This window comes from Kitasatospora sp. NPDC092948, assembly GCF_044754805.1.
Taxonomy (GTDB): Bacteria; Actinomycetota; Actinomycetes; order Streptomycetales; family Streptomycetaceae; genus Kitasatospora.
Genome location: NZ_JBIVPU010000010.1, coordinates 34,385 through 55,881, shown reverse-complemented (window position 1 = coordinate 55,881; position 21,497 = coordinate 34,385). Strand labels below are relative to the sequence as shown.

At 72.8% G+C, this 21,497-nt stretch carries 19 protein-coding genes and 3 pseudogenes; 6 read left to right on the top strand and 16 right to left on the bottom strand.

Translation table 11 applies throughout. The features are described from left to right. Positions 1-69 precede the first annotated feature (69 nt). The 3 genes from ACIQF6_RS25820 to ACIQF6_RS25810 form a co-directional block, all read right to left on the bottom strand. The gene (locus ACIQF6_RS25820) at positions 70-969 is read right to left on the bottom strand and encodes a hypothetical protein (RefSeq protein WP_400898982.1); all 900 of its coding nucleotides are present in this window, start codon (positions 967-969) and stop codon (positions 70-72) included. Continuing rightward, complete coding sequence (locus ACIQF6_RS25815) at positions 966-2,129, bottom strand: SPFH domain-containing protein (RefSeq protein ID WP_400899368.1); 1,164 nt, start codon at positions 2,127-2,129, stop codon at positions 966-968. The genes ACIQF6_RS25820 and ACIQF6_RS25815 overlap by 4 nt, the downstream gene beginning before the upstream one ends. A gap of 222 nt (positions 2,130-2,351) precedes the next feature. After that, positions 2,352-3,383 carry an NAD(P)-dependent oxidoreductase gene (locus ACIQF6_RS25810; protein WP_400898980.1) on the bottom strand — a complete coding sequence of 344 codons (1,032 nt, stop codon included), beginning with the start codon at positions 3,381-3,383 and terminating at the stop codon, positions 2,352-2,354. Between ACIQF6_RS25810 and ACIQF6_RS25805 the strand changes: the two genes are divergently transcribed. After that, positions 3,382-3,699 carry a DUF6191 domain-containing protein gene (locus ACIQF6_RS25805; RefSeq protein ID WP_400898978.1) on the top strand — a complete coding sequence of 106 codons (318 nt, stop codon included), beginning with the start codon at positions 3,382-3,384 and terminating at the stop codon, positions 3,697-3,699. The two genes, ACIQF6_RS25810 and ACIQF6_RS25805, sit on opposite strands and share 2 nt — an antisense overlap. Positions 3,700-3,963: 264 nt before the next feature. Here ACIQF6_RS25805 and ACIQF6_RS25800 read toward each other — a convergent pair whose 3' ends face one another. The 5 genes and pseudogenes from ACIQF6_RS25800 to ACIQF6_RS25780 all read right to left on the bottom strand — a co-directional run bounded on the left by ACIQF6_RS25800 (position 3,964) and on the right by ACIQF6_RS25780 (position 9,961). Next, positions 3,964-4,827, bottom strand: a complete 864-nt coding sequence (locus ACIQF6_RS25800; protein WP_400898976.1) for a S1 family peptidase — start codon at positions 4,825-4,827, stop codon at positions 3,964-3,966. Positions 4,828-5,203: 376 nt separating this feature from the next. Continuing rightward, entirely contained in the window at positions 5,204-6,091 is an 888-nt protein-coding gene (locus ACIQF6_RS25795; protein ID WP_400898974.1) for an SGNH/GDSL hydrolase family protein, read from the bottom strand. A gap of 382 nt (positions 6,092-6,473) precedes the next feature. Continuing rightward, the gene (locus ACIQF6_RS25790) at positions 6,474-7,643 is read right to left on the bottom strand and encodes a glycosyltransferase (protein WP_400898972.1); all 1,170 of its coding nucleotides are present in this window, start codon (positions 7,641-7,643) and stop codon (positions 6,474-6,476) included. A gap of 311 nt (positions 7,644-7,954) precedes the next feature. Beyond that, positions 7,955-9,103 (bottom strand): annotated as a pseudogene (locus ACIQF6_RS25785) (glycosyltransferase family 4 protein); the annotation flags it as partial. A gap of 435 nt (positions 9,104-9,538) precedes the next feature. Next, the gene (locus ACIQF6_RS25780) at positions 9,539-9,961 is read right to left on the bottom strand and encodes an avidin/streptavidin family protein (protein ID WP_400898970.1); all 423 of its coding nucleotides are present in this window, start codon (positions 9,959-9,961) and stop codon (positions 9,539-9,541) included. Positions 9,962-10,269: 308 nt separating this feature from the next. On the opposite strand from ACIQF6_RS25780, the gene ACIQF6_RS25775 reads away from it, so the two are divergent. Further along, on the top strand, positions 10,270-11,100 hold the full coding sequence (locus ACIQF6_RS25775; RefSeq protein WP_400898968.1) for a pentapeptide repeat-containing protein: 831 nt from the start codon (positions 10,270-10,272) through the stop codon (positions 11,098-11,100). Positions 11,101-11,259: 159 nt separating this feature from the next. Next, a complete protein-coding gene (locus tag ACIQF6_RS25770) occupies positions 11,260-11,499 on the top strand; it encodes a hypothetical protein (protein ID WP_400898966.1) in 240 nt (79 codons plus the stop codon). 203 nt (positions 11,500-11,702) lie between these two features. On the opposite strand, the gene ACIQF6_RS25765 is transcribed toward ACIQF6_RS25770, so the two are convergent. After that, the gene (locus ACIQF6_RS25765; protein ID WP_400898964.1) at positions 11,703-13,322 is read right to left on the bottom strand and encodes an endonuclease NucS domain-containing protein; all 1,620 of its coding nucleotides are present in this window, start codon (positions 13,320-13,322) and stop codon (positions 11,703-11,705) included. Between ACIQF6_RS25765 and ACIQF6_RS25760 the strand changes: the two genes are divergently transcribed. Continuing rightward, the gene (locus ACIQF6_RS25760) at positions 13,209-14,090 is read left to right on the top strand and encodes an IS5 family transposase (RefSeq protein ID WP_400898962.1); all 882 of its coding nucleotides are present in this window, start codon (positions 13,209-13,211) and stop codon (positions 14,088-14,090) included. The genes ACIQF6_RS25765 and ACIQF6_RS25760 overlap by 114 nt on opposite strands. Before the next feature lie 378 nt (positions 14,091-14,468). On the opposite strand, the gene ACIQF6_RS25755 is transcribed toward ACIQF6_RS25760, so the two are convergent. From ACIQF6_RS25755 to ACIQF6_RS25740, 4 genes and pseudogenes are all read right to left on the bottom strand, one after another. Further along, positions 14,469-15,041 (bottom strand): rhodanese-like domain-containing protein, encoded by a 573-nt coding sequence (locus ACIQF6_RS25755; protein WP_400898960.1) that lies wholly within the window; start codon positions 15,039-15,041, stop codon positions 14,469-14,471. A gap of 133 nt (positions 15,042-15,174) precedes the next feature. Continuing rightward, positions 15,175-15,543 (bottom strand): annotated as a pseudogene (locus ACIQF6_RS25750) (TSUP family transporter); the annotation flags it as partial. 258 nt (positions 15,544-15,801) lie between these two features. After that, positions 15,802-16,248: pseudogene (locus ACIQF6_RS25745) on the bottom strand (TSUP family transporter); the annotation flags it as partial. Beyond that, the gene (locus ACIQF6_RS25740; protein WP_400898958.1) at positions 16,245-16,622 is read right to left on the bottom strand and encodes a rhodanese-like domain-containing protein; all 378 of its coding nucleotides are present in this window, start codon (positions 16,620-16,622) and stop codon (positions 16,245-16,247) included. The gene ACIQF6_RS25740 and the pseudogene ACIQF6_RS25745, both read right to left, overlap by 4 nt. A gap of 421 nt (positions 16,623-17,043) precedes the next feature. Here ACIQF6_RS25740 and ACIQF6_RS25735 point away from each other — a divergent pair, with 421 nt between their 5' ends. Together ACIQF6_RS25735 and ACIQF6_RS25730 are read left to right on the top strand one after the other, a co-directional pair. Beyond that, the gene (locus ACIQF6_RS25735; RefSeq protein ID WP_400898956.1) at positions 17,044-18,414 is read left to right on the top strand and encodes a rhodanese-like domain-containing protein; all 1,371 of its coding nucleotides are present in this window, start codon (positions 17,044-17,046) and stop codon (positions 18,412-18,414) included. Positions 18,415-18,543: 129 nt separating this feature from the next. Then, a complete protein-coding gene (locus tag ACIQF6_RS25730) occupies positions 18,544-18,810 on the top strand; it encodes a metal-sensitive transcriptional regulator (RefSeq protein WP_400898954.1) in 267 nt (88 codons plus the stop codon). Positions 18,811-19,311: 501 nt separating this feature from the next. Here the strand turns inward: ACIQF6_RS25730 and ACIQF6_RS25725 are convergent. The 3 genes from ACIQF6_RS25725 to ACIQF6_RS25715 are packed head-to-tail and all read right to left on the bottom strand — an operon-like array spanning position 19,312 to position 21,452. Beyond that, on the bottom strand, positions 19,312-19,578 hold the full coding sequence (locus tag ACIQF6_RS25725; RefSeq protein WP_400898952.1) for a metal-sensitive transcriptional regulator: 267 nt from the start codon (positions 19,576-19,578) through the stop codon (positions 19,312-19,314). A 33-nt stretch (positions 19,579-19,611) separates the two neighbouring features. Further along, positions 19,612-20,562: a lysophospholipid acyltransferase family protein gene (locus ACIQF6_RS25720; RefSeq protein WP_400898950.1), complete on the bottom strand. Its 951-nt coding sequence runs from the start codon at positions 20,560-20,562 to the stop codon at positions 19,612-19,614. Then, positions 20,559-21,452, bottom strand: coding sequence for a GNAT family N-acetyltransferase (locus ACIQF6_RS25715; protein WP_400898948.1), 894 nt, complete (start codon positions 21,450-21,452; stop codon positions 20,559-20,561). The genes ACIQF6_RS25720 and ACIQF6_RS25715 overlap by 4 nt, the downstream gene beginning before the upstream one ends. Between the last annotated feature and the right edge of the window lie 45 nt (positions 21,453-21,497).

The following is a 21,497-nucleotide window of genomic DNA, read 5'->3' as shown; positions in this document are numbered from 1 at the left end:
GTCGTTCGTTCCATCCTAGGCAGCGCCCGGCCCGCCGGTCGCTCCCAGGCAGCGGAGACCGCGGCCCGGTCAGGCCAGCAGGTGGAGACGTTGCGCGGCCGGACCGACCCGGACGGTCTGGCCCCAGGTGAGGTGCAGGGCGTCGGACTCGATGCCGTCACCGAACGCCACCAGTCGCTCGGACTCCACGGTGAGGGTCAGCAGCTGGTCGGCGCCCAGCAGACCCTCCACCCGGGAGGTGCCGGTGACCGGGGACGGCCACGCCTCCCGGACGAACCAGGACAGCTCTGCCGCCGCCGGTCCGGGCAGCGGGAGCCGGCTGGACCGCTCCAGCCAGGCCGACCGGCACCACCCGGTCGCGCCGGTGCCGGTGCCGACGAGCACGCCCGAGGACGCCTGCGACTCCGGGTCGCCACCGGGTGCGGACAGCCGGTAGCGGGCGGTCTGGTGACCGGGCTGCCCGAGGTAGATCTCGTTCAGCGCCAACAGCCGCTGGGTGTCGTCCGCCACCGCCTCCACCATGGTGCGAAGCTCCAGCCGTTTCTCCGCGCCCGGCCCGACGGCCGCCCGCAGCAGCGCCCCGGCCCGGCCGGCGCGGTGGCGGACCAGGACGCCCGGGTTGCGGCCCGGCTCCGCGTCGATGCCGATCACCGGCTGCCCGGTCAGGTACTTGGCGGTGTTGGCGACCAGCCCGTCCTGGCCGACCACCACCACCAGGTCCTCCGGCGCGAACAGGAAACGGTCCAGGTCCGCGCGCTCCACCCGGGTCTGCCGCCAGTCCAGCGGCACCGCAGCCGAGACCTCGGCCAGCGCGTCCCGGGCGAGGTCGTGCCGCCGCTCCGCCTCGTCGAGCGACCGGCCCCGGCCGGCGAGGAAGAACTCCGCCTGGCCGTGCGTGCCGTGGTGGGCGATCAACTCCTGGTACTCGGTGCGGCGGTGGACCAGCACCACGCGTGGGGCGAGGCTCACCGCTCCGGCCGACCCGTGGTGCGGCCCGGGGCGGACCTGGTGGCCTTGGTGGCCGGGGTGTCGGCAGCGTCTGGGGTGTCGGAAGTGGCCGGGGTGCCGGGAGTGGTCGGGGTGCCGGCAGCGGCCGCGGGCATCGGGGTGGACAGCCGGGTGAGCAGGCCGGTCAGCACGTCCGGGGTGAGGGTGATGCTGTCGATCCGCGGTAGGTGCTCGGCCAACCGGATCAGCGCCAATGCCTGAAGGATCTCCGGTCCGACCTGCTGGTGCGCCGACAGCCACGCCGCCTCGGCCGCGGCCTTCGCCTCGCCCAGCGACCGTGCCGCCTCGGCCTGTTGGGCGGCCAGGGTGCCCGCCGCCTCGGCCTCTGCCACCGCCAGGCGGGTGCGGCGGGCTGCCTCGGCGTCGGTGCGCACCGCGTCCGCGGCCGCCTTCTGCTCCGCCTCGCGGCGGGCGTTGGTGCCGTGCTGCTTCACCAATTCCTCTTCGCGGCGCGCCAGTTCGATCCGGCTGGCGAGCTCGTTCTCCGCGATGGCGCGTTCTCGCTCGACCGCGACCGCGCGGCGCTCGTAGGTCGCCCGGTCCGCCTCCTGCTGGACCTGCTCGCGGGCCGGGGTGCGCAGCGCCCGCTCCAGCTCGGCCTCGGGTCGGACGGCGGTGACGCGCACCGCAAGCACTGTTAGTCCGATTTCGCCCAGCCGGGGTTCGGCGGCCAGGCCCTCGGTGATCCGTTCGCGGACCGCCGCCACACCGTCAACCAGCGTGTCTGCCAGTGCAGTTCGGGCTATCAGTTGGAGGGCGTGCTGCTGCGCGGTCTCGGTGAGCAGGGTGGCGAGCTGGGCGAGCGGCTCGGCCCGCCACACGCCGGTGTCCGGGTCGATGCCGAAGTCCATGCGGGTGGCGGCGAGCGCCGGGTCGCTGATCCGGTACGTGACGGTGGCCTGTACGGCGAGGTCCTGGAAGTCGGACGTGCGGGCGTGGAACATCATCGCCAACTCGCGGTCGTCACCCGGTACTTCGGATATCGCGGCGGTGAGCGGTCGGAACCAGAAAGCGAGGCCGACGCCTTCGTGGGCGAGCTGCCCGCCGCGCAGGTGGCGGATGTGGCTGGTGGGGGCGGAGCGCAGGTGGCGGAAACCGAAGCGGCGGGTGATGTCGGCCATGGTGTCGCGACCGTCCTTTCTTTTCGTCTCCATGACGATAAGGCTGGCCGACCGTTGTCGTCAATACGACGAAAAGGGGGTTCGGGGGTGTGGCCGTGCAGCGCTCCGTCTGCGGCGCGGGGCGCTGGCGCGGGGTGCGGGTGCGGGTGCGGTGCGGCGCGGTGCTGGTGCTGGTGTGGGGGTGGGTTGTGCGGGGCTGGTGCGTGCGGGCTCTGTGTGGCGTCAGAGTGCCGCGCGGGTGCGGGAGGTGGTGGAGATTGCGCCGAGGTCCCGGTCGCCGTGGCCGTGGGCGATGGCCTGGAGCAGGGAGTCGCGCAGCAACGAGGCGAGGGGCAGCGGGACGTTGGCGCCGGCGGCAGTGTCCAGGGCGAGGTTCACGTCCTTCAGGCCGAGCGCAAGGCGGAACCCGGCCGGTTCGAACGCCTGCTCGGTGATCATCGCGCCGTAGCCCGCGTAAACAGGGCCCGGGAACAGGGAGTTGGTGAGGACGTCGAGCAGTGCGGACGGCGCGAGCCCGTTCGACTCGGCGAGCGCGGCGGCCTCGGAGAACGCCTCGATCGCCGACACGAGGAGGAAGTTGGCGCTGATCTTCGCGACGTTCGCTGCCGCCGGATCCTCGCCGAGATTCCAGGTGCGCCTGCCCATGGCGTCGAACAGCGGTGCCACCCAGTCGAGTTCGGCCGCAGGACCGGCCGCCAGGATGTTCAGGTTCCCGGCCGCCGCCGCATCCGACCGGCCCAGCACCGGAGCCGCGATGTACCCGAGACCGTGCTGCGCGTGCAACGCGGCGGCGCGGCGCGCCAACCCCGGCGAGACGGTGGCCATGTTGACGTGCAACGCGACCCGTGCCACGGACAGCAACTCCTCGTCCAGCAGCAGCCGTTCGACCACCTGATCGTCCGCCAGCATGGAGATCGCCACCTCCGCGCCGAACGCCTCCGCGAGCGTCCCCGCCGCCGACGCCCCGTCCGCGACCAGCTCCGCCACCGGCTCTGCCGACCGGTTCCACACCCGTACCGAGTGCCCCGCCTCCAGCAGCCGACGAGCCATCGCCCGCCCCATTGCGCCCAGACCGATGAAACCGACGTCCATGCTCACTGCCTCCCGGTCGGGGCGCGTATGGTGCTTCGACTGCTTCGACTGCTTCGACGGCGATGCTACGACGGGACTCCGCGTGTCGGGCGGTACGGCGCGGCCGTATGCGTGCGGGGTGGCCTGTTCGAGCGGCGGCCGGGTGGCGATACTGGTCCGCATGGGGTTCATCGTCTTCATGACGCTGCCGGGCCTGGTGCTGATACTCACCGCACTCGCGGTGGTCGACCAGGTGCTGCTACGGGCCGGGCGGGCAGGCCTGCTGCCCTGGCGGCCCGGCGGCCGGCAGGGGCAGATATCGGCGACCGGGTTCGAACAGCTGCACGCCCAGTTCTCGGCGGGCAAGCAGAACGAGCTGAAGGAGCGGCAGTCGGCGCTGATGCTCCGCGACGAGGACGAGGACGGAGCCCCGCCCCACGGCAGCCGAATCGACCTCACCCGAGGTTCGGCCGTGATCCGGCTGCCGAAGTCCTCCTGACGGCGGCGCGGACCCCGGGCGCGGCTCGGTCGGCCGTTCAAGGGGTCTCGGCGTCCACTCGGAATCCGTCCGGCGACGGGCTGACGGGCCCGTCAAGGCCGTGGCGAACGCGGGCGGCACGGCGAAGTCCTCCTCGCGCAGCTCTTCGCAGTCCCTTGAGCGGGTTCACGTAATGCAGCAGCAGCGCCGCCCCCGGGTGGTGTGCGGCCACGAACGCCTCGTCCTCGGACCCCAGCTCGTCGTCCACCCGGATCTCGAACGTGCCTACTGGGCTTCGTCGTTCACGTCGCCGCTCGCAGCCGCAGCTCCGTGGCCGGTCGCCTCCCTCATGGTCTGCTTGATCCACTTGGCGTACGCGGGCGCGCTGGCGTAGAGGCCCGGCCCTCCCGAACACGGAACGCCCGGGGCGCCGGGGCCCGAGGTGACGCCGACCAGTTCCCAGCGTCCGTTGCGGGCCTTCTGGAGCTGCGGGCCGCCGGAATCGCCGTTGCAGGCCATGGCGTTGGCCTTCTGACTGATCGTGCAGAGCCTGTTCGAGGTCGCGTAGCCAGGGGCGCACTCGTCGACGGCGCCGATCCGGGTGTTCAGCTCCCGGAGCTGCTCCGAGAAGGCGAACTCGCCGTCCACAGTGGTGCCGAAGCCCAGCAGGCGGGTCGAAGTGCCGGGCCGGCCCGCCTCGTTCGCGATCCTGATGGGCTGCTGGCTGACCGGTCGGTCGAGGCGGATCAGCGCGATGTCGTCCTTGTTGGGGCCCGTCCCGCCGCCGTTCAGGTAGCCGGGGTGGACGAACGTTCGGTCGATCTTCCGGACGGTCCCGCCCGACTTCCGGTGGTCGCTGCCGACGCGGACCGTGCCGTCCAGTTCGATGCCCTCGCCCGTCACGCAGTGCGCCGCCGTCAGAACCCACTGGCGGTCGATCAGCGATCCGCCGCAGCTGCCGTCGAACAGGCCGTAGTCCGGGGCCGCCATCGGGATCACCGCCATGAAGGGGTAACTCTGGCTGGCGGCACCACCGTTGACGATGGCCCCGGCGCTTCCGGCCAGGACGGTGGTGCAGGCGACGGCGGCGAGGGTTCCGGCAGTGGCCAGCCGGGTCGCACTGCGGCGGGACGGCTTCAGGTTGAACACGGACAGTTCCTTCCGTTCGGGGAACGCGTATGGGTTCAGCCTGCTTCGCCCGTGATCCACTGCGCGATGGTGGCAGCAGGTGGATCCGCGGTCGGGCCACCGGCCCTGTGGCTGGTGGGGTTGTCCCCCTGGCCGAGTCGGGGGTCAGGGCCTTGCCGGGAGCGACTGCGTCGGGCCCGCTCTGCGGGGAGCGCGAGTGCCGCGGGGGCGGCGTCGGGCGCTGCGGGCACCTGCGCCGCCACCGATGTGCGGGCCGCGCGCGAGAGGGGCGGCGCCGTTCGTGCCCGGTGCCGGAATCGGCGGGAAGCGGGTGCGCGGTGGCTGCTGCGACACCGAGCGGGAGCTGCCGTACCGAGCTGCTGTGTCGCCAACCGCTTTACGCGGTGGGCGAGGTGTCTGCCGTGGACGGAGCCGGCAGGTCGCCGATGGACGGTTCGGGGGTGGGGACGGTGAGGCGGGCGACGATGGCGGCGGTCGCCTCGGCCTCCGCCAGGTCGAGGCGGCGGGCCGATCCGCGCAGCTGGTGGCGGGCCTCGATCGCGGCGAGGGCGAGGAGGCCCGGGAGCAGGTCCGTGGAGCGCGCCGCGACCCAGCGGGTGCCCTGGGTGGCCATCCACCACAGGTCCGCGCCGGGAGCCGGTGCGACGGTGGCCAGTTCGGCAGGCGGCGGGCCCACCGGGTGGCCGGCCTCGACGAGCAGGGAATGGAAGCCGCATGCGATCAACTGGTGCCCGGCGGCGCTGGGATGGAGCCGGTCCACGCTCAACAGGGCGCGCCGGGCCGTCCACGGCAGGTCCGCGAGATGCAGGTGCACCGCGTGGTGGTGCTCGGACAACGCATGGACCACCGCGTTGACGCCGCGCATCCGGCGCGCCAGCGGGCGGGCGAGTGGTGTCGGCAGCCGCAACAGCCGACCCGGATCGGGCAGGCATGCGGTGAGCGGAACGGTGCCGACTGCCGTCAACGAGCGTAGAACAGCAGATAGATGGCGAGCCGTCAGATCGAGGTCGAAAGAGGCGCGCAGGGTGTCGTTGCCGCCGACCACCACCGCCGCGTATTGCGGCCGCAGGGCCAGCGCGGCGGGCAGTTGGGAGACCAGCAGGTCCCGGCTGAGTGCGCCGCTGTTGGCAAGGTTGCGGAAGTTCACGGGGCCCGGCGAGAGGCTGGGTGCGAGCAGCGCCGCCCAGCCGCGTCGGCCGCCGGGGACGGGGTCGCCGACACCCTCGGTGAGGGAGTCGCCGAGAGCAGCGAACCGTACCGTCATCACGTCCCTCCAAGTGGGGTTGGGTGGGGATTGAATTGCGGTGGGGGAGTGGGGAGTTGATTCCGTCATTGGTGGCGGCGGGCGGCGGGCGACGGGCCCGTTGGGGAGGGCGGAGTGGGGCAGTTCGCTGTGGTGCGAGGCGTGGGCGGCGGACCCGGTGGGGAGTTGGCGTTCGCCCGTAGTGGTGTGTGACGGGGAATCGGGCCCACTTGTCCGGGGCAGCGGGCAGCGGGCAGCGGGCAGCGGGCAAGGGGCAACGGGTGACGGGTGACGGGTGTGGAGTCGGGGGACCGGGCCGTTGGCGTGCGAAGCGTGCGAAGCGTGCGAGGCGCGAGACGTAGGCGGCGGGCCCGGTGGGGCCGGGGGAGTTGGAGGCCGTTCGCTACGTGGTGAGGCGTGCGGTGGTGGGGCCGGTGGTGGCGGGGTGCAGGGCGTCGTGGGCGGTGAGGAAGGCGGTGGTGGCGGCGTCCCAGCTGAACTGCTCGGCGCGGCTGCGGGCGGCGTTGCGGCGTTCGGGTTCGGGGCGGTTCAGCAACTCGCTTACGACGTCGGCGAATCCGGGGCCGGTGTCGGCGGCGGCGAGGCCTGCCCGGCCGACCACCTGCGGCAGTGCGGAGGAGCGGCTGACCGCGACCGGGGTGCCGCAGGCCAGGGTCTCGAGCGCGGCCAGGCCGAAGGTCTCCACCGGCCCGGGGGCGATCACCGCGTCCGCCGTCGCCAACAGGGCTGCGACGTCGGAACGTTCGGAGAGATGGCCGAGGAAGGTCACGGGCAGCCGCCACTCGGCGGCCTGCCGCTCCAGCCGGTGGCGCAGCGGGCCCGTTCCGGCGACGGCCAGCACTGCCGGGACGCGATGGCGACGACGCAGCTCCGCCAGCGCTTCGAGGGCCCGCTCCGGGCGCTTCTCGCCCGACAGCCGCGAGCACATCACCAGCAGTACTTGGCCCGGATCGGCCAGTCGCGCCCGCAGTTCGGGGTCGTGGCGATCCGGATGCATGGTGGTGAGGTCGACGCCCAGCGGGGCCTGGGCGAGATTGTCCGCGCCGATCCGCTCGAACTCCTCGGCGGCCCATGCGGTCGTGCACAGTACCGTGTCGTAGGCCTTCGCCGTACGGGAGTTGAGCCGGTCGGCGAGGCCGCGGGCTGTGCGTCCGGGCACGCCCCAGGTGCCGAGGACGCCCGTGGCGCTCTCGTGCGAGACCATCATCGACCGTACCCCGTGAGCCTTCGCCCAGGCACCCGTCCAGCGCAGCGTGGTGCGGTCCGAGACCTCCAGCCGGTCCGGGGCCAACTGCTCAAGGACGGAGGCCACTTGACGTCGGTCCCGGAGCACCCGGTAGCCGCCGCTGCCCGGTACCCGGGGGCCGGGCAGAGTGATCACCCGGCCCTGCTCCGTCCATTCGTCGTGGCGGCGCTCCCCGGGGACGACCAGCACCGGCAGGTGACCTGCCGCCAGGTAGCCGGCACCGAGGTGTCGGAGCGCGGTGCGCAGGCCGCCCGACACCGGGGTGACGAAGTTCGCCACCCGGACGATCCTCAGTTCTCCACTCACGCCGGCTGCTCCTCGACGAGCTCACCGGCCGCGGCGGGCACGGTGGCCGCAGCGGGCGCAGCGGCCGGGGCGGACAGGGCAGACGGAGCGGGCAGGGAGGTCTGGGCTGGCAGGGTGGTCGGGGTCGGCAGGGCCGGTGCAGGCGAGGGCTGACGGGGCGTCGGTATCGGCGGCAGAACGGTCTGCTCCTCCGCCGGTTCGGACCCCGGGCCAGCTCCCGGTCCGGACCCCGGGGCAGGTACCGGATCAGGCGCGGGGGAAGCGGCAGAGGAGCGGGAAAGCGTTTTCCCGTTGGTGCGTGGGGGCGCGGTGGCGAGGCGGGCACGGTATTCGGCGAGGACGTCCTGGTAGTGCTGGACGAGTTGGTCGCCGACGGCCTCCCAGGTGCGGTCGGTGACGTCTGCGCGGCCGGCCGCGCCGTAGCGGGCGCGGAGGGCGGGGGCGGCGGCGAGGTCGGCGACGGCACGGGCGACGGCTCCGGCGTCACGCGGGGCGACCAGCAGACCGGTGCGGTGGTGGCCGACCAGGTCGAGCGGGCCGCCGACGGCCGGCGCGACCACCGGGACGCCGCTGGCCATCGCCTCCTGGATGGTCTGACAGAAGGTCTCCAACGGGCCGGTGTGCACGAACACGTCCAACGAGGCGAAGCAGCGGGCGAGTTCGGCACCGGTGCGGCGGCCGAGGAACACGGCGCCGGGCATGGCGGCCTTCAAGGCGGGGGCGCTCGGCCCGTCGCCGATCACCACCACCCGCACCCCGGGCAGCCGGGAGGTCTCGGCGAGCAGGTCGACCCGCTTCTCCGGGGCGAGCCGGCCGACGTAGCCGACCAGCACTTCACCGCCGGGGGCCAGTGAACGGCGCAGCGCCTCGTCCCGGTGGTCGGGGTGGAAGCGTGCCGAGTCGACGCCGCGCGCCCAGATCCGGACGTTGCGCACGCCGTGCGCGGTCAGGTCCTGGGCGGCGGGGGTGGAGGGGGCGAGGTTGCGCGCGGCGGAGCGGTGCACGGAGCGGATCCGCGCCCAGGCGAGCGCCGACCCCAGTCCGCGGCCCATCCGGTACGCCTGCGCGTACCCGGCCAGGTCGGTCTGGTAGACGGCCACCGTCGGCAGGTCGAGGCGCTCGGTGATCCTGGCCGCGCGCGCACCGAGGACGAACGGACTGGCCAGGTGCACCACGTCCGGCTGGTGGGCGGTCAGCGCGGCGGCCAGCCGGCGGCTGGGCAGCGCGATGCGGACCTGCGGGTAGCGGGGCAGCGGAACGGACGGGATGCGCACCACCGGCAGCGGTTCCCGTTCCGGACCGAAGGACTGCGGCGGACAGTGCGCGCCCCGGGCCGGCGCGGGCGTGATCACCAGTGGCTGGTGACCCCGCCGGACGAGGTGCTCGGCGGCCCGAAGCACGCTGTGGGCCACCCCGTTGACCTCGGGTGGGAAGGACTCGGTGACGATGGCGACTCGCATGCCAACGTTGTGGCCAAGCCGGGCGTGCGCCCGGACAAGGGGATCTTTCGCGCAGACGAACGTCTGCCGCCATTTCCGCACACCCGGGCGACGCCACCGGCCGCCGGCTGCCGACCGTCACCCGCCACCGCCACCGCCACGGCGAGGCGCGCAAACGGCCCGCGAGGTGTGCGGAGAGGCGCGCGAAACATGGATCGAACGGACTTGCGGGCCCGACAGCCGCCCGCTCTCGCGGACCCGCCTGGGCAGGTGCCGAACCGCACGGCTGCCGGACCAATTCCCAAAGCTTGTCAGCACCATGGGCGAAGATCATCATAGCCGCTCCCGCGTGGTACTCCACCTCGGCGCCGGTCACGGCCCGAGCCCACCGCGTCGGCGAACATCGGCCGACCGGTTCCGTCCACGCTTCGGCAGGCAACTCGCAGCGCACCCCGCTCAGGGCTTCGGATGCGGCAGCGGACGGGCCAGCCGCCGTACCTCCTCCAGGCGCGCCGGATCGGGCTCCTGCCGGGTGAAGAGGTCGTGCCCGACCACTGTCGACTCCCAGTCGTCCGGGGCCTCCGCGGACCGCGTCAACAGCCAGGCGGCCGAGATCCACTCCGCCCCGTTCTGCTGGTACTGGCCGCTCCAGGAGGTCACCGAGCCCGCGTCGCCGAGGTCGTTGTGCCACGCCACCGTCCAGCCCACCGCTGTGCCGTGCCCGGCCTGCGCCGGTGCCACCAGGCGTCCCACCAGCGGATACGCGCCGCTCGCCCGGCCCGTCGCGGACACGTACGACCCGGTCAGCGATCCGTCCGGACCCGCCACCAGCCGCATGTGCGAACCCAGTTCGCTGTACCAGTCGCCGGTGATGCCCACGCTGCTCCTCCCGCTGCCCTGCCGGCCGCCGCCACGCCCGGCCCGGACGCGGCAGCCACCACTGTGCCGCCCCCGGCCGCCCGGGCGACGGCGACGCGCGGACACCGCACCAGGGATGACCCGAGTGCGCCGCACAGGCCTCCGCTGCGCCCCGCCGACCGGAGAGCGGCCCCCGGACGGCCGGGAGCGGGCCCGGGCGGGCCGGAGAACGAGCCCTCGGGCGGGTGCACCTCGGTGACCGGGGACAATGGTGTCCGGACGGAACCGATCCGAGTCCGCCGCCCCCGCCCCGCAGGAGACCCCGCACCGTGACCGACCAGCAGCATCCTGCCCCGACCGGCCGTCGCCTCGACCTGCTCGCCGACTGCTCCGCCTGCTTCGGGCTGTGCTGTGTCGCCCTGCCCTTCGCCAAGTCCGCCGACTTCGCGGCCAACAAGAACGCCGGCACTCCCTGCCGCAACCTCGACGCCGACTACCGCTGCGGAATCCACGTCAAGCTGCGCGACCGCGGCTACCAGGGCTGCACCGTCTTCGACTGCCTCGGCGCCGGCCAGAAGATCTCCCAGCACACCTTCGGTGGACGCAGCTGGCGCGAAGACCCGGACACCGCGCGGAAGATGTTCGAGGCGTTCCCGGTGATGCGTCAACTTCACGAACTGCTCCAGTACTTGACCGACGCGCTGGAACTTCCGCAGGCCCGGCCGGTGCACGCCGAACTGCGCCGCGCGAGCGACGCCATCGACGAGCTGACCCGCCGGGACGCCGCCGCCCTGATCGCCGCCGACGTCCCCGCGATCCGTGCCGAGACCAGCGAACTCCTGCTGCGCGCCAGCGAGTTGGCGCGCAACGCGCTGCCCGGCAAGAAGCGCAACCATCGCGGTGCGGACCTGATCGGGGCCCGCCTGAAGGGCGCCGACCTGCGCGGCGCGAACCTGCGCGGCGCCTACCTGATCGCCGCCGACCTGTCCGGGGCGGACCTGCGCAGCGCCGACCTGATCGGTGCGGACCTGCGCGACGCCGACCTGCGCGGAGCGGACCTGACCGGCGCGCTGTTCCTGACGCAGTCCCAACTCAACGCGGCCAAGGGCGACTCCACCACCCGCATCGGCTCCGCACTGGCCCGGCCCGCGCACTGGTGATGCCGGCCCCGGCCGGGGTGCGTCCGGGTCGGGCGCAGCGGGCGGAAGGGGGCGTGAGGGGCGCGTGAGGGGCCCGGAAACGGGATTAATGAACTGCGGCGGGTGCGGTCCCCGCGTATGGTCATGAACTCCCCCGACGCGAGAGGAGGATCATCCGCGATGGGCCTGTTCAAAGACGCACCGCCGCGCGAACACCCGGAATTCACCCAACTACGCTTCATGGCCGCCGGCACACCCTCATGGTGGAAACGCAACCGCCACAAGGCACTTGGCATCGCCGGCCTGCTGATCGGCTTCTGGCTGGCCGGACATCACGACACCGCAGCACCCGCCACACCCGCGGCACCCGCACCACCCACGGCACCCGCCGGGCTCTGCACCCCGGCCGCCGGACACTAGCCGCACCTTGCCGCGGAGGCCGTCCGCCGGCGTTCGACCGTGACACCTGCAGGCGGCGCAACACGGTCGAGCGCTGCATCGGCAAGCTCAAGCAGTGGCGCGGCCTCGCCACCCGCTTCGACGAGACCGCCACCAGTCACCTCGCCGCACTTCACCTCGCCGCCATCTACATCTGGTCAGCGAGACGATCCGAAGGAGCGGGCCTATACGCCATGGGTGAAGGCACGGTACTCCCGGGCCACCAGCTCCACCTCGTGGAAATGCCTGTGGAGGTACTGCCCGATCGAGACGATCTCGCCGTCAGCCGCGATGCTCGCGTATGCCTGTGCGTACTCGCGAGGGTCCGTGCGGGAGGAGTAGACGCGAGGACTCTGCTCTCGATGTATCCAGATGCGGTGCTCGTCGGCCATTGTCGGCTCGGCCCCAGAAGGTCCGATCTTCTCCAGGAGCACGTAGTGCAGGCCGAGGAGATCCAAGAGCTCTCGGTCACGTTCCCACACGGTCCCCGCGTACATGTTGGCCATCAGGAACAGCGGATCGCGGTACACCAGCCGTACCGCATCGGGCAACGACATGCCTCGGCCGTTCCAGCACAGGGCGCCACGCACCGAGCGCCGTAGCCCGTGGCGGGGTACGGCCTCGGCCATGACCATGGGCAGAAGATTCTCCAGGCCGTCCGGCCACCCATGGATGATGGCCTGCAGGAGGTCACAGGGGTTGTAGACGTGTAGTCCGACGTCTCCCTCGCCAACCTTCGGACCCACCTCGTCGAGCCAGCCGTCCAAGAGTGACTCCCACTCGTGGTTGCCGGCGAGGCTCTGCCGAGCCTCCTGTCTGAATGCCTTCCAACGGCTGGCTACCTGCGGGCTGGCGGTGCCTGTGTACAGGATCTGGCTGTCGCCTCGTTCATCCCCGGACAGAAACCGGAACAGGTCCTGCTGCTCGAACGCGGCTGTGACGTCGTAGGCGCCGGTGCCGCGGAAGCCTCGGACCGCCCAGTTGGGGTCCTCCTGAAGGTTCTTCAACAGCCCCGGCCGTGCGGACTCCATGTTCATTCCGCGTAGCTCGCTGCGCGCAAGACGGTTGCAGATCTCGCAGAGCGCCAGGTACTCCGCCTGGTGCTCGTCAGCGAACGGCTCAGGCCCGTCGTAACCACCCAGAAGATCCGCTGCAGCGAGCTCCTCGTTCACCCGGCCGACCGCCAGGTACAGGCCGAACGGCGCAGGAACGCAGTGCTTCTCCGCTACCCGGTCCAGATCCGCCGCCAGCAGGTCGAGTGCCCCCAACTCGTCCGCGACCTTGCAGATGATTCGCCAGCCCTGCTCACGCTGTTCCTCCGTGGCGAAGAAGAACAGGTTGTGGATGGGGGTGATACGGGGTTCGAAGGCCCGAGGCAGAAGCTTCACCCGTTCGGCTCCGATGGGTGTGCCGTCGCTGTCCAGGAGTAGTTGGTAGCCGCGAAGATCATGACTCCAGTCGCGTGCGGCATGGCTGGCGGCGATCAGGAGTTCTTCCCAGTCATCCGGCATGGCAACGATCACCGCACGGATGCGGTCCGGCGCGATGTTCTTCTCCCGGCAGAGAAGCTCGGTGTACTTGTTGACCTCGTGCAGGGCTTGCCGCGCGCTGGACCGGGACCGCTTCAGCTCGATGACCACCCACATCTGATGACGGTCACGGGCCAGGATGTCGATGCTGCCCCTGGTGCCGTGTGTGTTGGGCAGCGGGTACTCCTCGAACTGCACCGGCCGGAGCCCTGGCTCGATCAGCTCCAGGTTCTGTACGAGCGCATTGCGGAGAACGCTTTCGAGGGGCAGTGGCATGGCCGAAGGCTAGGCCGGAGCACTGACAAAAGGCGTGTGGGTGGGGCCCAGTTGGCGAGTGTCCTGCCCCGAGTTTGCCGCCTATCAGATCATCAGACCATTGGATCTGGGGTGCCGTTGACTGATTCGCAGTGGGCGCGGCTGGAGCCGTTGTTGCCGGACCGGACGCCTCGTCGGCGCGGGCGGTGGCGGGATCGCCGGGAGGTGATCGACGCGATCGCGTTCAAGTACCGCACGGGGACGCCGTGGGCGGATCTGCCGGAGCGGTTCGGGCCGTGGAAGGGCGCCCACAACCGGTTGCGGATGTGGGCGCCCGGCGGCACGAGGGAGAAGGTGTCCACCGCCCTGCCGGCGCAGACGGACGCGGACGGCGAGCCGGACCGGGTCGTGGCGGTCGACTCGACGATCGTTCGCGCGCATCGGCACGCCGCCGGCGCCCGTCAAAAGGGGCGGCTGGCGGCGAGCCCGCCGATCGTGCCCTCGGACGCTTCCGCGGTGGGGCGACGACGAGGTCGACTTGGCCGCCGACGGGCGGCGCTGAGGGCCGCTCGCCTTCGTGATCACGCCGGGCCGGGCCGGCGACGCGCCGGCGTTCGGGCGGGTCATGGCGCGGATCCGGGTTCCCCGGCCGGTCGCCCGGCCCCGCACGAGACCGGAGGCGGTCCTGGCCGACAAGGCCTGTTCATCGCGGACGATCCGCGCCGTCCTGCGACGGCGCGGGATCCGGGCGGTGATCCCGCAGCCCGCCGACCAGGTCGCCGACCGTGAATGGCGCGGAAGCCGGGGTGGCCGCCCGCCATGTTCTCGATGTCGTTGTTGACGCTCGTCCTCGCCGCATGGCAGCACCTTTTGCGAAGCCTCCGCGGTCACGGGTGGCAGCCTGCCCATGCAGGTGGTTCATCGATCTACGGGGCCGCATCGCGTCGACAGTGGTTTCGACCAGAGGGGGAGGCGGCGTACACCGGAACCTCTGAAAATGGGCCATTCCCGCGCCAACGGCGTGTGACCCCGCAGGCCGATGAGAGACCTACGTAGGCCCTCGGTGCCGCTGCCAGTGACGGCAACGGGCGGCACCGAGGGCCGAGTTCACCCACCGCCGGGTGGACCGGCGTCAGGACGGGGCGCCGGGTGCCGGGGCGGCCGGGGTCACTTGCCGTTGTGCAGGGCGGCGAGCGTCGTCTGGAACGCGGCACCGGAGTTGCGCGGACGGTTGTAGGGCAGCTTGCCCAGCATCGCGCCCATCGCGCAGGTGTTGGTGGCCGCCGAGAACAGGAGGCCGGCGCCGACCGCGGCCGACACCCAGCGCACGCCCGGCACTGCCAGGTCGATCACCACGCCGGCCAGCACCAGCGAGCCCGCCACCATCCGGACCTGGCGGTCCATCGCCCAGCGGGCCTTCTCGCCCGGCACCCGGTTCAGCGGGTGGCCGCCGGACGACCAGGCGGCGGTGCCGCCGGAGACCAGCAGCGCCGAGATTCCGGCGGCGGACAGCTGCTCGCACGCGTTGAGCGCCCGCGCGCCCGAGGCGCAGGTGATCGCCAGCTCGCCGCGCTCGGCGGCGGCACGCAGGGCGGGCAGCGCCTGCGCGAGCTGGTCCAGCGGCACGTTGTGCGCGCCGGGGATGTGGCCGCCGGCGAACTCGCCGGGCGATCGCACGTCGATGACGGTCAGCTGCTGAAGCCGGGGCTGGAGCTGGTCGACGGTCAGGGGCGTGGTCATAGGGAGTGGGGCCTTTCGACAGGAGTGGTCCGGCGTACGGTGTTGCCGCCGGGTGGGGCAGTGGAGCGGGTGCGCAGGTGGGACTGCGCGGGATGGACGACGCAGATGGCTGCCGCGCTGTGGGGCGCGGCGGTCAGAGTACGGCGTCCACCAGCATCAGGGCGGCCACCGCGAGCAGCGCCGCGGCGAAGATCCGCTGGAGGGTGCGGCCGGACAGCTTCGACGCCAGCCGCTTGCCGTCCCACGCGCCGAGGATCGCTGCGGCGGCGAACGGGCCGACCACCGACCACGGGATGTCGGCGGCGCCGCCGAGCCGGGGCAGCAGTGCGGACAGCGAGTTCAGCGTGATCACCAGCAGGCTGGTGCCGATCGCCTCGGCCATCGGGAACGCCAGGAACGACACCAGCGCGGGAACGGCGAGGAACCCGCCGCCGACACCCAGGACGCCGGTCGCCGCCCCCAGCCCCGCACCCGCCAGCGCGGACCGCTTCGCGGACGCCGGGACGGGAGCGGGATCGGTTTCGGCGGACCCGTCCGGCTGGTCCGAGGCGGCGGACCCGGACGCGCTCGCGGCCTGCTCGGAAGGCAGTGGGAAAGCGTTTTCCCGCTGTTGATCCGCGACGCGTGCCGGCTCCGGCACACCGCCGACGGCTGCTGCCTGTGCCGCGCCCGTCGCGCCCGTCGCGCGCGTTGTCCCCGTTGTGCCCGTCGCGCCTGTCGCGTCCGGTGTCCCCGTCGCGCCCTGGAGGGCGAGCGCCGGGGCGGCTTCCGGGGCCCGTCCCTGGGTGGGGACGGAGGCCTTCGGAGCGGGGTGGGCCTTCGAAGCGGCGTGCCGGGGGCGCGGGTTGCGTCCGGAGGCCAGCATCCGCCAGGCGGCCAGGCCCGCGAGCAGGGCGAACGCGGCGGTCAGTGCCGAGCCGGGCAGGTGCCGGGACAGGGCGCCGCCGAGGGCGGCGAACGGGAGTCCGGCGGCGCCGAACAGCAGCCCGCTGCGCCAGCGGACGCGGCCGGCCCTGGCGTGGGCGACCAGTCCGGTGAGGGAGGTCACGGCGACGATGATCAGGCTGGCGGTGGTGGCGGTGCCCGGCGTCAGGCCGAGCAGGTAGATCAGCGCGGGGACGGCCAGCATGCTGCCGCCGCCGCCGAGCCCGCCGAGGGCCAGCCCGACCACCGCGCCGGCGATCAGGGCGAGAACGACGGCTGTCATATCGCGGCGCCGTGGGAACACGTGCCCTGGTGCGACGGCAGGCCCGCCTCCAGCCAGGCGCGCATTCCGCCGACCACGTTGACCGTCCGGACGCCGCGGGCGTTCAGCAGGTCGGTGGCCACCTTCGACCGGTTGCCGGAGCGGCACAGCGCCAGCACCAGCGGGCCTTCGTCGCCGGGTTCGCGGGGGCCGTCGAAGCCGTCGTACGTGCCGAGGCGGCCGAGCGGGACGAGCACCGCGTCGGGGGCGTGCACCTCGACGTACTCCGCGGGCTCGCGGACGTCCAGCAGCACGGCCTCGCCGGCGGCGGCCAGGCGGTGCGCCTCGGCGGGGTCGATCTGCGCGGGAGCGGGCGGCTGGTGGGACAGGGCCACGGGGTCCTCCTGGGCGGTGATGAGGGTGGGCGTGCGGAGTGCGCGCCGGGGGTCCGGCGGCACTCCAAAGCGGTACTCCACGGCAGCGGGCCACAGCGGCGGGCGTCGTAGAGGCGTGCCACAGCGGCGTGCCACAGCGGCGTGTCGCGGAGGCGTGCCGCGGCTGCGTGCCGCAGAGGCCGCGACCCCCGGAGAAAGATACCGGAGGGGGTATATCGTTGGGGTCGAGCATATACCCCCACCCGTATCGTCCGAGATCCGCTACAGTCGGGAACTGCCTGCAATAATACCCATAGGGGTATCGGCGGGCCCGGTCGTGGGGCGGCGGAACAGCCACCTGCGCCCGCATGCGGATCCACCGCCCGCACCGCACCTCCCACCCTCCGGCCGTGACCGGCCGACGCAGAGAATGAGGACGCCCGTGTTCTTCGCCCAGTACTACCTCGACTGCCTCTCCCAGGCCTCGTACCTGATCGCGGACGAGACCACCGGCCGCGCCGTGGTGGTCGACCCGCGCCGCGACGTGGACGAGTACCTGGCCGAGGCCGAAGCGCGCGGCTTCACGGTCGAGGGCGTCATCAACACCCACTTCCACGCCGACTTCCTCTCCGGCCACCTCGAACTCGCCGCCCGCACCGGCGCCTGGATCGGCTACGGCCGCCGCGCCGAGACGGAGTACCCGATCCGCAAGCTCGCCGAGGGCGAGCGGATCAGCCTCGGCGCCGTGGAGCTGGAGATCCTGGAGACGCCCGGCCACACCCCCGAGTCGATCAGTGTCCTGGTCCGCGAGAACGCCGACGACACCGTCCCGTACGGCGTGCTCACCGGCGACGCCCTGTTCATCGGCGACGTCGGCCGCCCCGACCTGCTGGCCTCCGCCGGCGTCACCGCCGACGAGCTCGGCCGGATGCTGTACGACAGCGTCCAGCGCAAGCTGATGGCGCTGCCCGACGAGGTCCGGGTCTACCCCGCGCACGGCGCCGGCTCCGCCTGCGGAAAGAACCTGTCCACCGAACTGCAGTCCACCATCGGGCAGCAGCGCCTCACCAACTACGCCTGCGCGCCGATGGCCGAGGACGAGTTCGTGGCCATCGTCACCGCCGGCCAGCCCGCCGCCCCCGGCTACTTCGGCTACGACGCCGACCTCAACCGGCGCGAGCGCGAACTGTTCGACGCCGCCGCGCTCGCCACCCCGCTGGACACCGAGACCTTCCTCGCCCGCCGCGCCGAGGGCGCGATCGTGGTCGACGCCCGCGATCCGCTCGACTTCGCCGCCGGACACCTGGCCGGCGCCATCAACGTCCCCGCCGACGGACGCTTCGCCGAACAGTCCGGCACCGTCCTCGACCCGTCGTGGCAGTTGCTGGTGGTCGCCCCCGAAGGCCGCGAGCAGGAGACCGTCACCCGACTCGCCCGGATCGGCTTCGACCGCGTCGCCGGCCACCTCGCCGACCCCGAGGCGACGTTCCGCACGGTCCCCGAGCAGATGCGCCAGGCCGCCCGCCGCACCGTCGCCGACCTGCGCACCGAACTCGCGGGCAGCGAGCCGCCGTTGGTGCTCGACGTGCGGGGCGGAGCGGAGCGCGAGGGCGGACTGATCCCCGGCTCGATGCACCTCCCGCTGGCCGAGCTCCCCAAGCGTCTCGCCGAGGTCCCGCAGGACCGCGCCGTCGTCGTGCACTGCGCCGGCGGCCACCGCTCGTCCATCGCCGCCAGCCTGCTGCGCCACCACGGCCACCCGCAGATCTCCGACCTGCTCGGCGGCTACGGCGCATGGGAATCCGCCGCCTGACCACGACCGACCCCGCCACGACCGGTGGGCGGGAATGTCCCGCCCGCCGCCCCGGTTGATACCGGCGGGGGTATTACCGGCCCCGCCCGGCACCCGCCGGAGCAAGGCCCAGCACAAGGAGGAGACCCGATGCAGGTGGACGACACGGCCGTCGGCGCCGTACTGAACCGGCTGCGCCGAGCCCAGGGCCAGCTGGCGGGCGTCATCGCCATGATCGAGGCCGGCCGCGACTGCAAGGACGTCGTCACCCAGCTCGCCGCGGTCTCGCGGGCACTCGACCGGGCCGGCTTCAAGATCGTCGCGAGCGGCATGCGCCAGTGCATGGCCGAGGCGGAGGAGGGCGGCGCGCCGATGAGCGAGGCGGAGCTGGAGAAGCTGTTCCTCACGCTCGCCTGAGCGTCTTCGGGGCCCCATGCTCGCCCGGGCGTCCTCGGAGCCCTCACGCTCGGCTGAGCGTCTTCAGGGCGGGGCGACGTTCGGCGTCGGCTCAACCTCCACAGCGCGAGGCCGCAGGTGTCCATCGGCAGGTGGCCGCCTGTGGCCTCGTTGTGCGTGCCGTCGCCAGGTCGGCTTCGGACGTGAACCTTCCTTCGGCGGCCCCGCGATTCCACCGCAGCCGCCACCACTCCAGGCGGTCCGCCGAGTCCTGCGGGAGGACTGGCTGGACGCGGCGGCGACCAGCGGCGCCACGGCCTGACGGGCGGGAATCGCCCAGGCGGGGGAGTGTGCGGCGGGACAGAACGGCAGCCAACCCGCGACCGTGATCGGCGAGTTGGTGCAGCACCGCGACGGGCTGTGCGCGGGGGTCCTCCAGAAGGGCCGCGACCGGGCCGGTGTCGGTGCCGGTGAGGAGCGCTACCGACTCGCAGTTGCGCTGCGCGAGGTGGACACGCCCGACTACGCCAGGGTGAGGAACAGCTTCTCGAGTTCCGCCTCGGTCATCGGCGGAGCGTTCTCGTCGCCCGACGCGAGGCACTGCCGCATCCCGCTCGCCAGGATCTTGAACCCGGCCCGGTCGAGGGCCCGCGACACTGCGGCGAGTTGAGTGACCACGTCCTTGCAGTCGCGGCCGGCCTCGATCATCGCGATCACGCCGGTCAGTTGGCCCTGGGCTCGGCGCAGTCGGTTCAGCACCGCGCCGACGGCCTCCTCGTCCACCTGCATGGAGCACTCCTCGCCTTCTCTGAACTCGCCCGATCATACGGGAGCCGTACGGTCGTACCTGCCGTTCCCGTCGTGTACGGACGGCTTGGGTCGGTGCGCGGCGTCCGCGCGGGGCCGCGGGGCCTCCCGGCGGTCGGGGACGCGGACCGGCGGTTCCGACAGGTGGGTGGTGCAGGTCCGGTGCCCGGTGTAGCGGTGGCGGTCCACCACCCGCTGCGCGGCGGCAGCCAGTTGGCGGCGGCCGGGAAACAGCGCGGGTGGCAGTTGCGGCAGGAACTCGACCTCGCCGACCAGGCCGCGCATCGAGACCACCCGCCAGAGCGACGGCAGCAAGCCGTCCTCGCCGACGAAGGCCGGTACGGTGCTCGGCCCGCTCGCCGTACGGTAGCGCAGCGCCAGCGGTTGAACGGGAACGTCGGCGCGTACCGCCGCTTCGAACAGGGCGGGGCGGAACCGGCCGCCGCCCCGGCCGCACCAGGTCGAGCCCTCCGGGAAGACGACCACCCGCTCGCCGCGGCGAAGCGCCAGCGCGATGCGGTCGACGGTGGAGGGCAGGGCGCGCAGGCGGTCGCGGTCGATGAAGATGGTGCCGCCCCAGGCGGCGAGCGGGCCGAGCACCGGCCAGCGGCCGACCTCGGTCTTGGCGAGCATGCGGCCGGGGCGGACGGCGGCGACCAGCAGGATGTCCAGCCAGGAGATGTGGTTGGACACCAGGAGCGAGCCGCCAACCTGCCTGCCCGGTACGGCGATCGGCCGCACCCGTACTCCGAGCGCGCCCAGCAGCAGTCGCGCCCAGCAGCGCACCAGCCGCTCGGCCGGCAGCCACGTCAGCGCCCGCACCACGGGCGTCGCCGCGACGCCCGCGAGCAGCACCGTCAGGCACCCGGCCAGCCGCAGCGCCCGGCGGATCATCCCCACCCGGGGCCCGGTGACCGTCACGCAGTCACCGGGCGTGCAGGGCGCGGTCGGCAGCCAGGCACTCATGCCGCGGTCGCCGCCGTTACCGTGGTCGGCGTCGCCGTTGTTGCAGCATTGTCGGAAGTGTCGCCGTTCTCAAGAGAGTTGATGGTGGAGATCGGCAGGTCGGCGGCCGCTGCCAGGAAGTGCCGCAGGTAGCGCGGGTCGGTGCGCTCCAGCGACAGCAGCACGTACAGGTCTGCGACGTTGAAGTCCGGGTCGTAGGCGGGCTCGCCGCACACCCACGCACCGAGGCGCAGGTAGCCGCGCAGCAGCGCCGGGATCGGGGTCCGGCCCTGGCGGGCTATCCCGTCCGCCGACCACGGGCGCAGCGGCGTGACCCGGTACTCCTGCGGTGCAAGGTACTTGGCGGACACCGCGTCCCACACCCCGGCGGCCGTCGTGCCGCCGTCGGACAGCGGGACCGAGCAGCAGCCGGCCAGCCACGCGTTGCCGGTGGCCGTCATGTAGCGGGCGATGCCGCCCCACATCAGGTTGATGACCGCGCCGTTGCCCCGGTGCGCCTCGGCGATGCAGGACCGGCCGACCTCCACCAGGCCGTCCCGCAGGCCGCCGAGCCGGCTCAGGTCGAACTCGGTGTCGGAGTACAACCGGCCTGCGCGGCGCGCCTGTTCGGGGCGCAGCAGCCGGTACGTGCCGACCACCTCGCCGCTGGGCTGCTCGCGTACCAGCAGGTGGTCGCAGTACTCGTCGAACGGGTCCGCGTCCAGGCCCGGCAGCGGCGAGTCCAGCACCGCCCCCATCTCCTGGGCGAACACCTGGTACCGCAGCCGCTGCGCGGCCCGCACGTCCTCCTCGGTCCGTGCGAACACCAGCTGGTAGGAGGGCTGTTGACCGGCCGCCGCGAGCGTGGGGACGGCGGACGACTGGACGGGACGGACAGGGGCGGTGGTCATGGCGGACTCTCCGGGGTCTCGGGGCACGGTACGGTGGCGGCGAAC

Bases quoted from the DNA above. Each gene is read 5' to 3' on its own strand.
- ACIQF6_RS25815 (WP_400899368.1), bottom strand. From the start codon at position 2,129: ATGGCCGACATCACCCGCCGCTTCGGTTTCCGCCACCTGCGCTCCGCC.
- ACIQF6_RS25805 (WP_400898978.1), top strand. From the start codon at position 3,382: ATGGGGTTCATCGTCTTCATGACGCTGCCGGGCCTGGTGCTGATACTC.
- ACIQF6_RS25810 (WP_400898980.1), bottom strand. From the start codon at position 3,383: ATGCGGACCAGTATCGCCACCCGGCCGCCGCTCGAACAGGCCACCCCG.
- ACIQF6_RS25795 (WP_400898974.1), bottom strand. From the start codon at position 6,091: ATGACGGTACGGTTCGCTGCTCTCGGCGACTCCCTCACCGAGGGTGTC.
- ACIQF6_RS25770 (WP_400898966.1), top strand. From the start codon at position 11,260: ATGGGCCTGTTCAAAGACGCACCGCCGCGCGAACACCCGGAATTCACC.
- ACIQF6_RS25765 (WP_400898964.1), bottom strand. From the start codon at position 13,322: ATGCCACTGCCCCTCGAAAGCGTTCTCCGCAATGCGCTCGTACAGAAC.
- ACIQF6_RS25755 (WP_400898960.1), bottom strand. From the start codon at position 15,041: ATGACCACGCCCCTGACCGTCGACCAGCTCCAGCCCCGGCTTCAGCAG.
- ACIQF6_RS25730 (WP_400898954.1), top strand. From the start codon at position 18,544: ATGCAGGTGGACGACACGGCCGTCGGCGCCGTACTGAACCGGCTGCGC.
- ACIQF6_RS25725 (WP_400898952.1), bottom strand. From the start codon at position 19,578: ATGCAGGTGGACGAGGAGGCCGTCGGCGCGGTGCTGAACCGACTGCGC.
- ACIQF6_RS25720 (WP_400898950.1), bottom strand. From the start codon at position 20,562: ATGAGTGCCTGGCTGCCGACCGCGCCCTGCACGCCCGGTGACTGCGTG.
- ACIQF6_RS25715 (WP_400898948.1), bottom strand. From the start codon at position 21,452: ATGACCACCGCCCCTGTCCGTCCCGTCCAGTCGTCCGCCGTCCCCACG.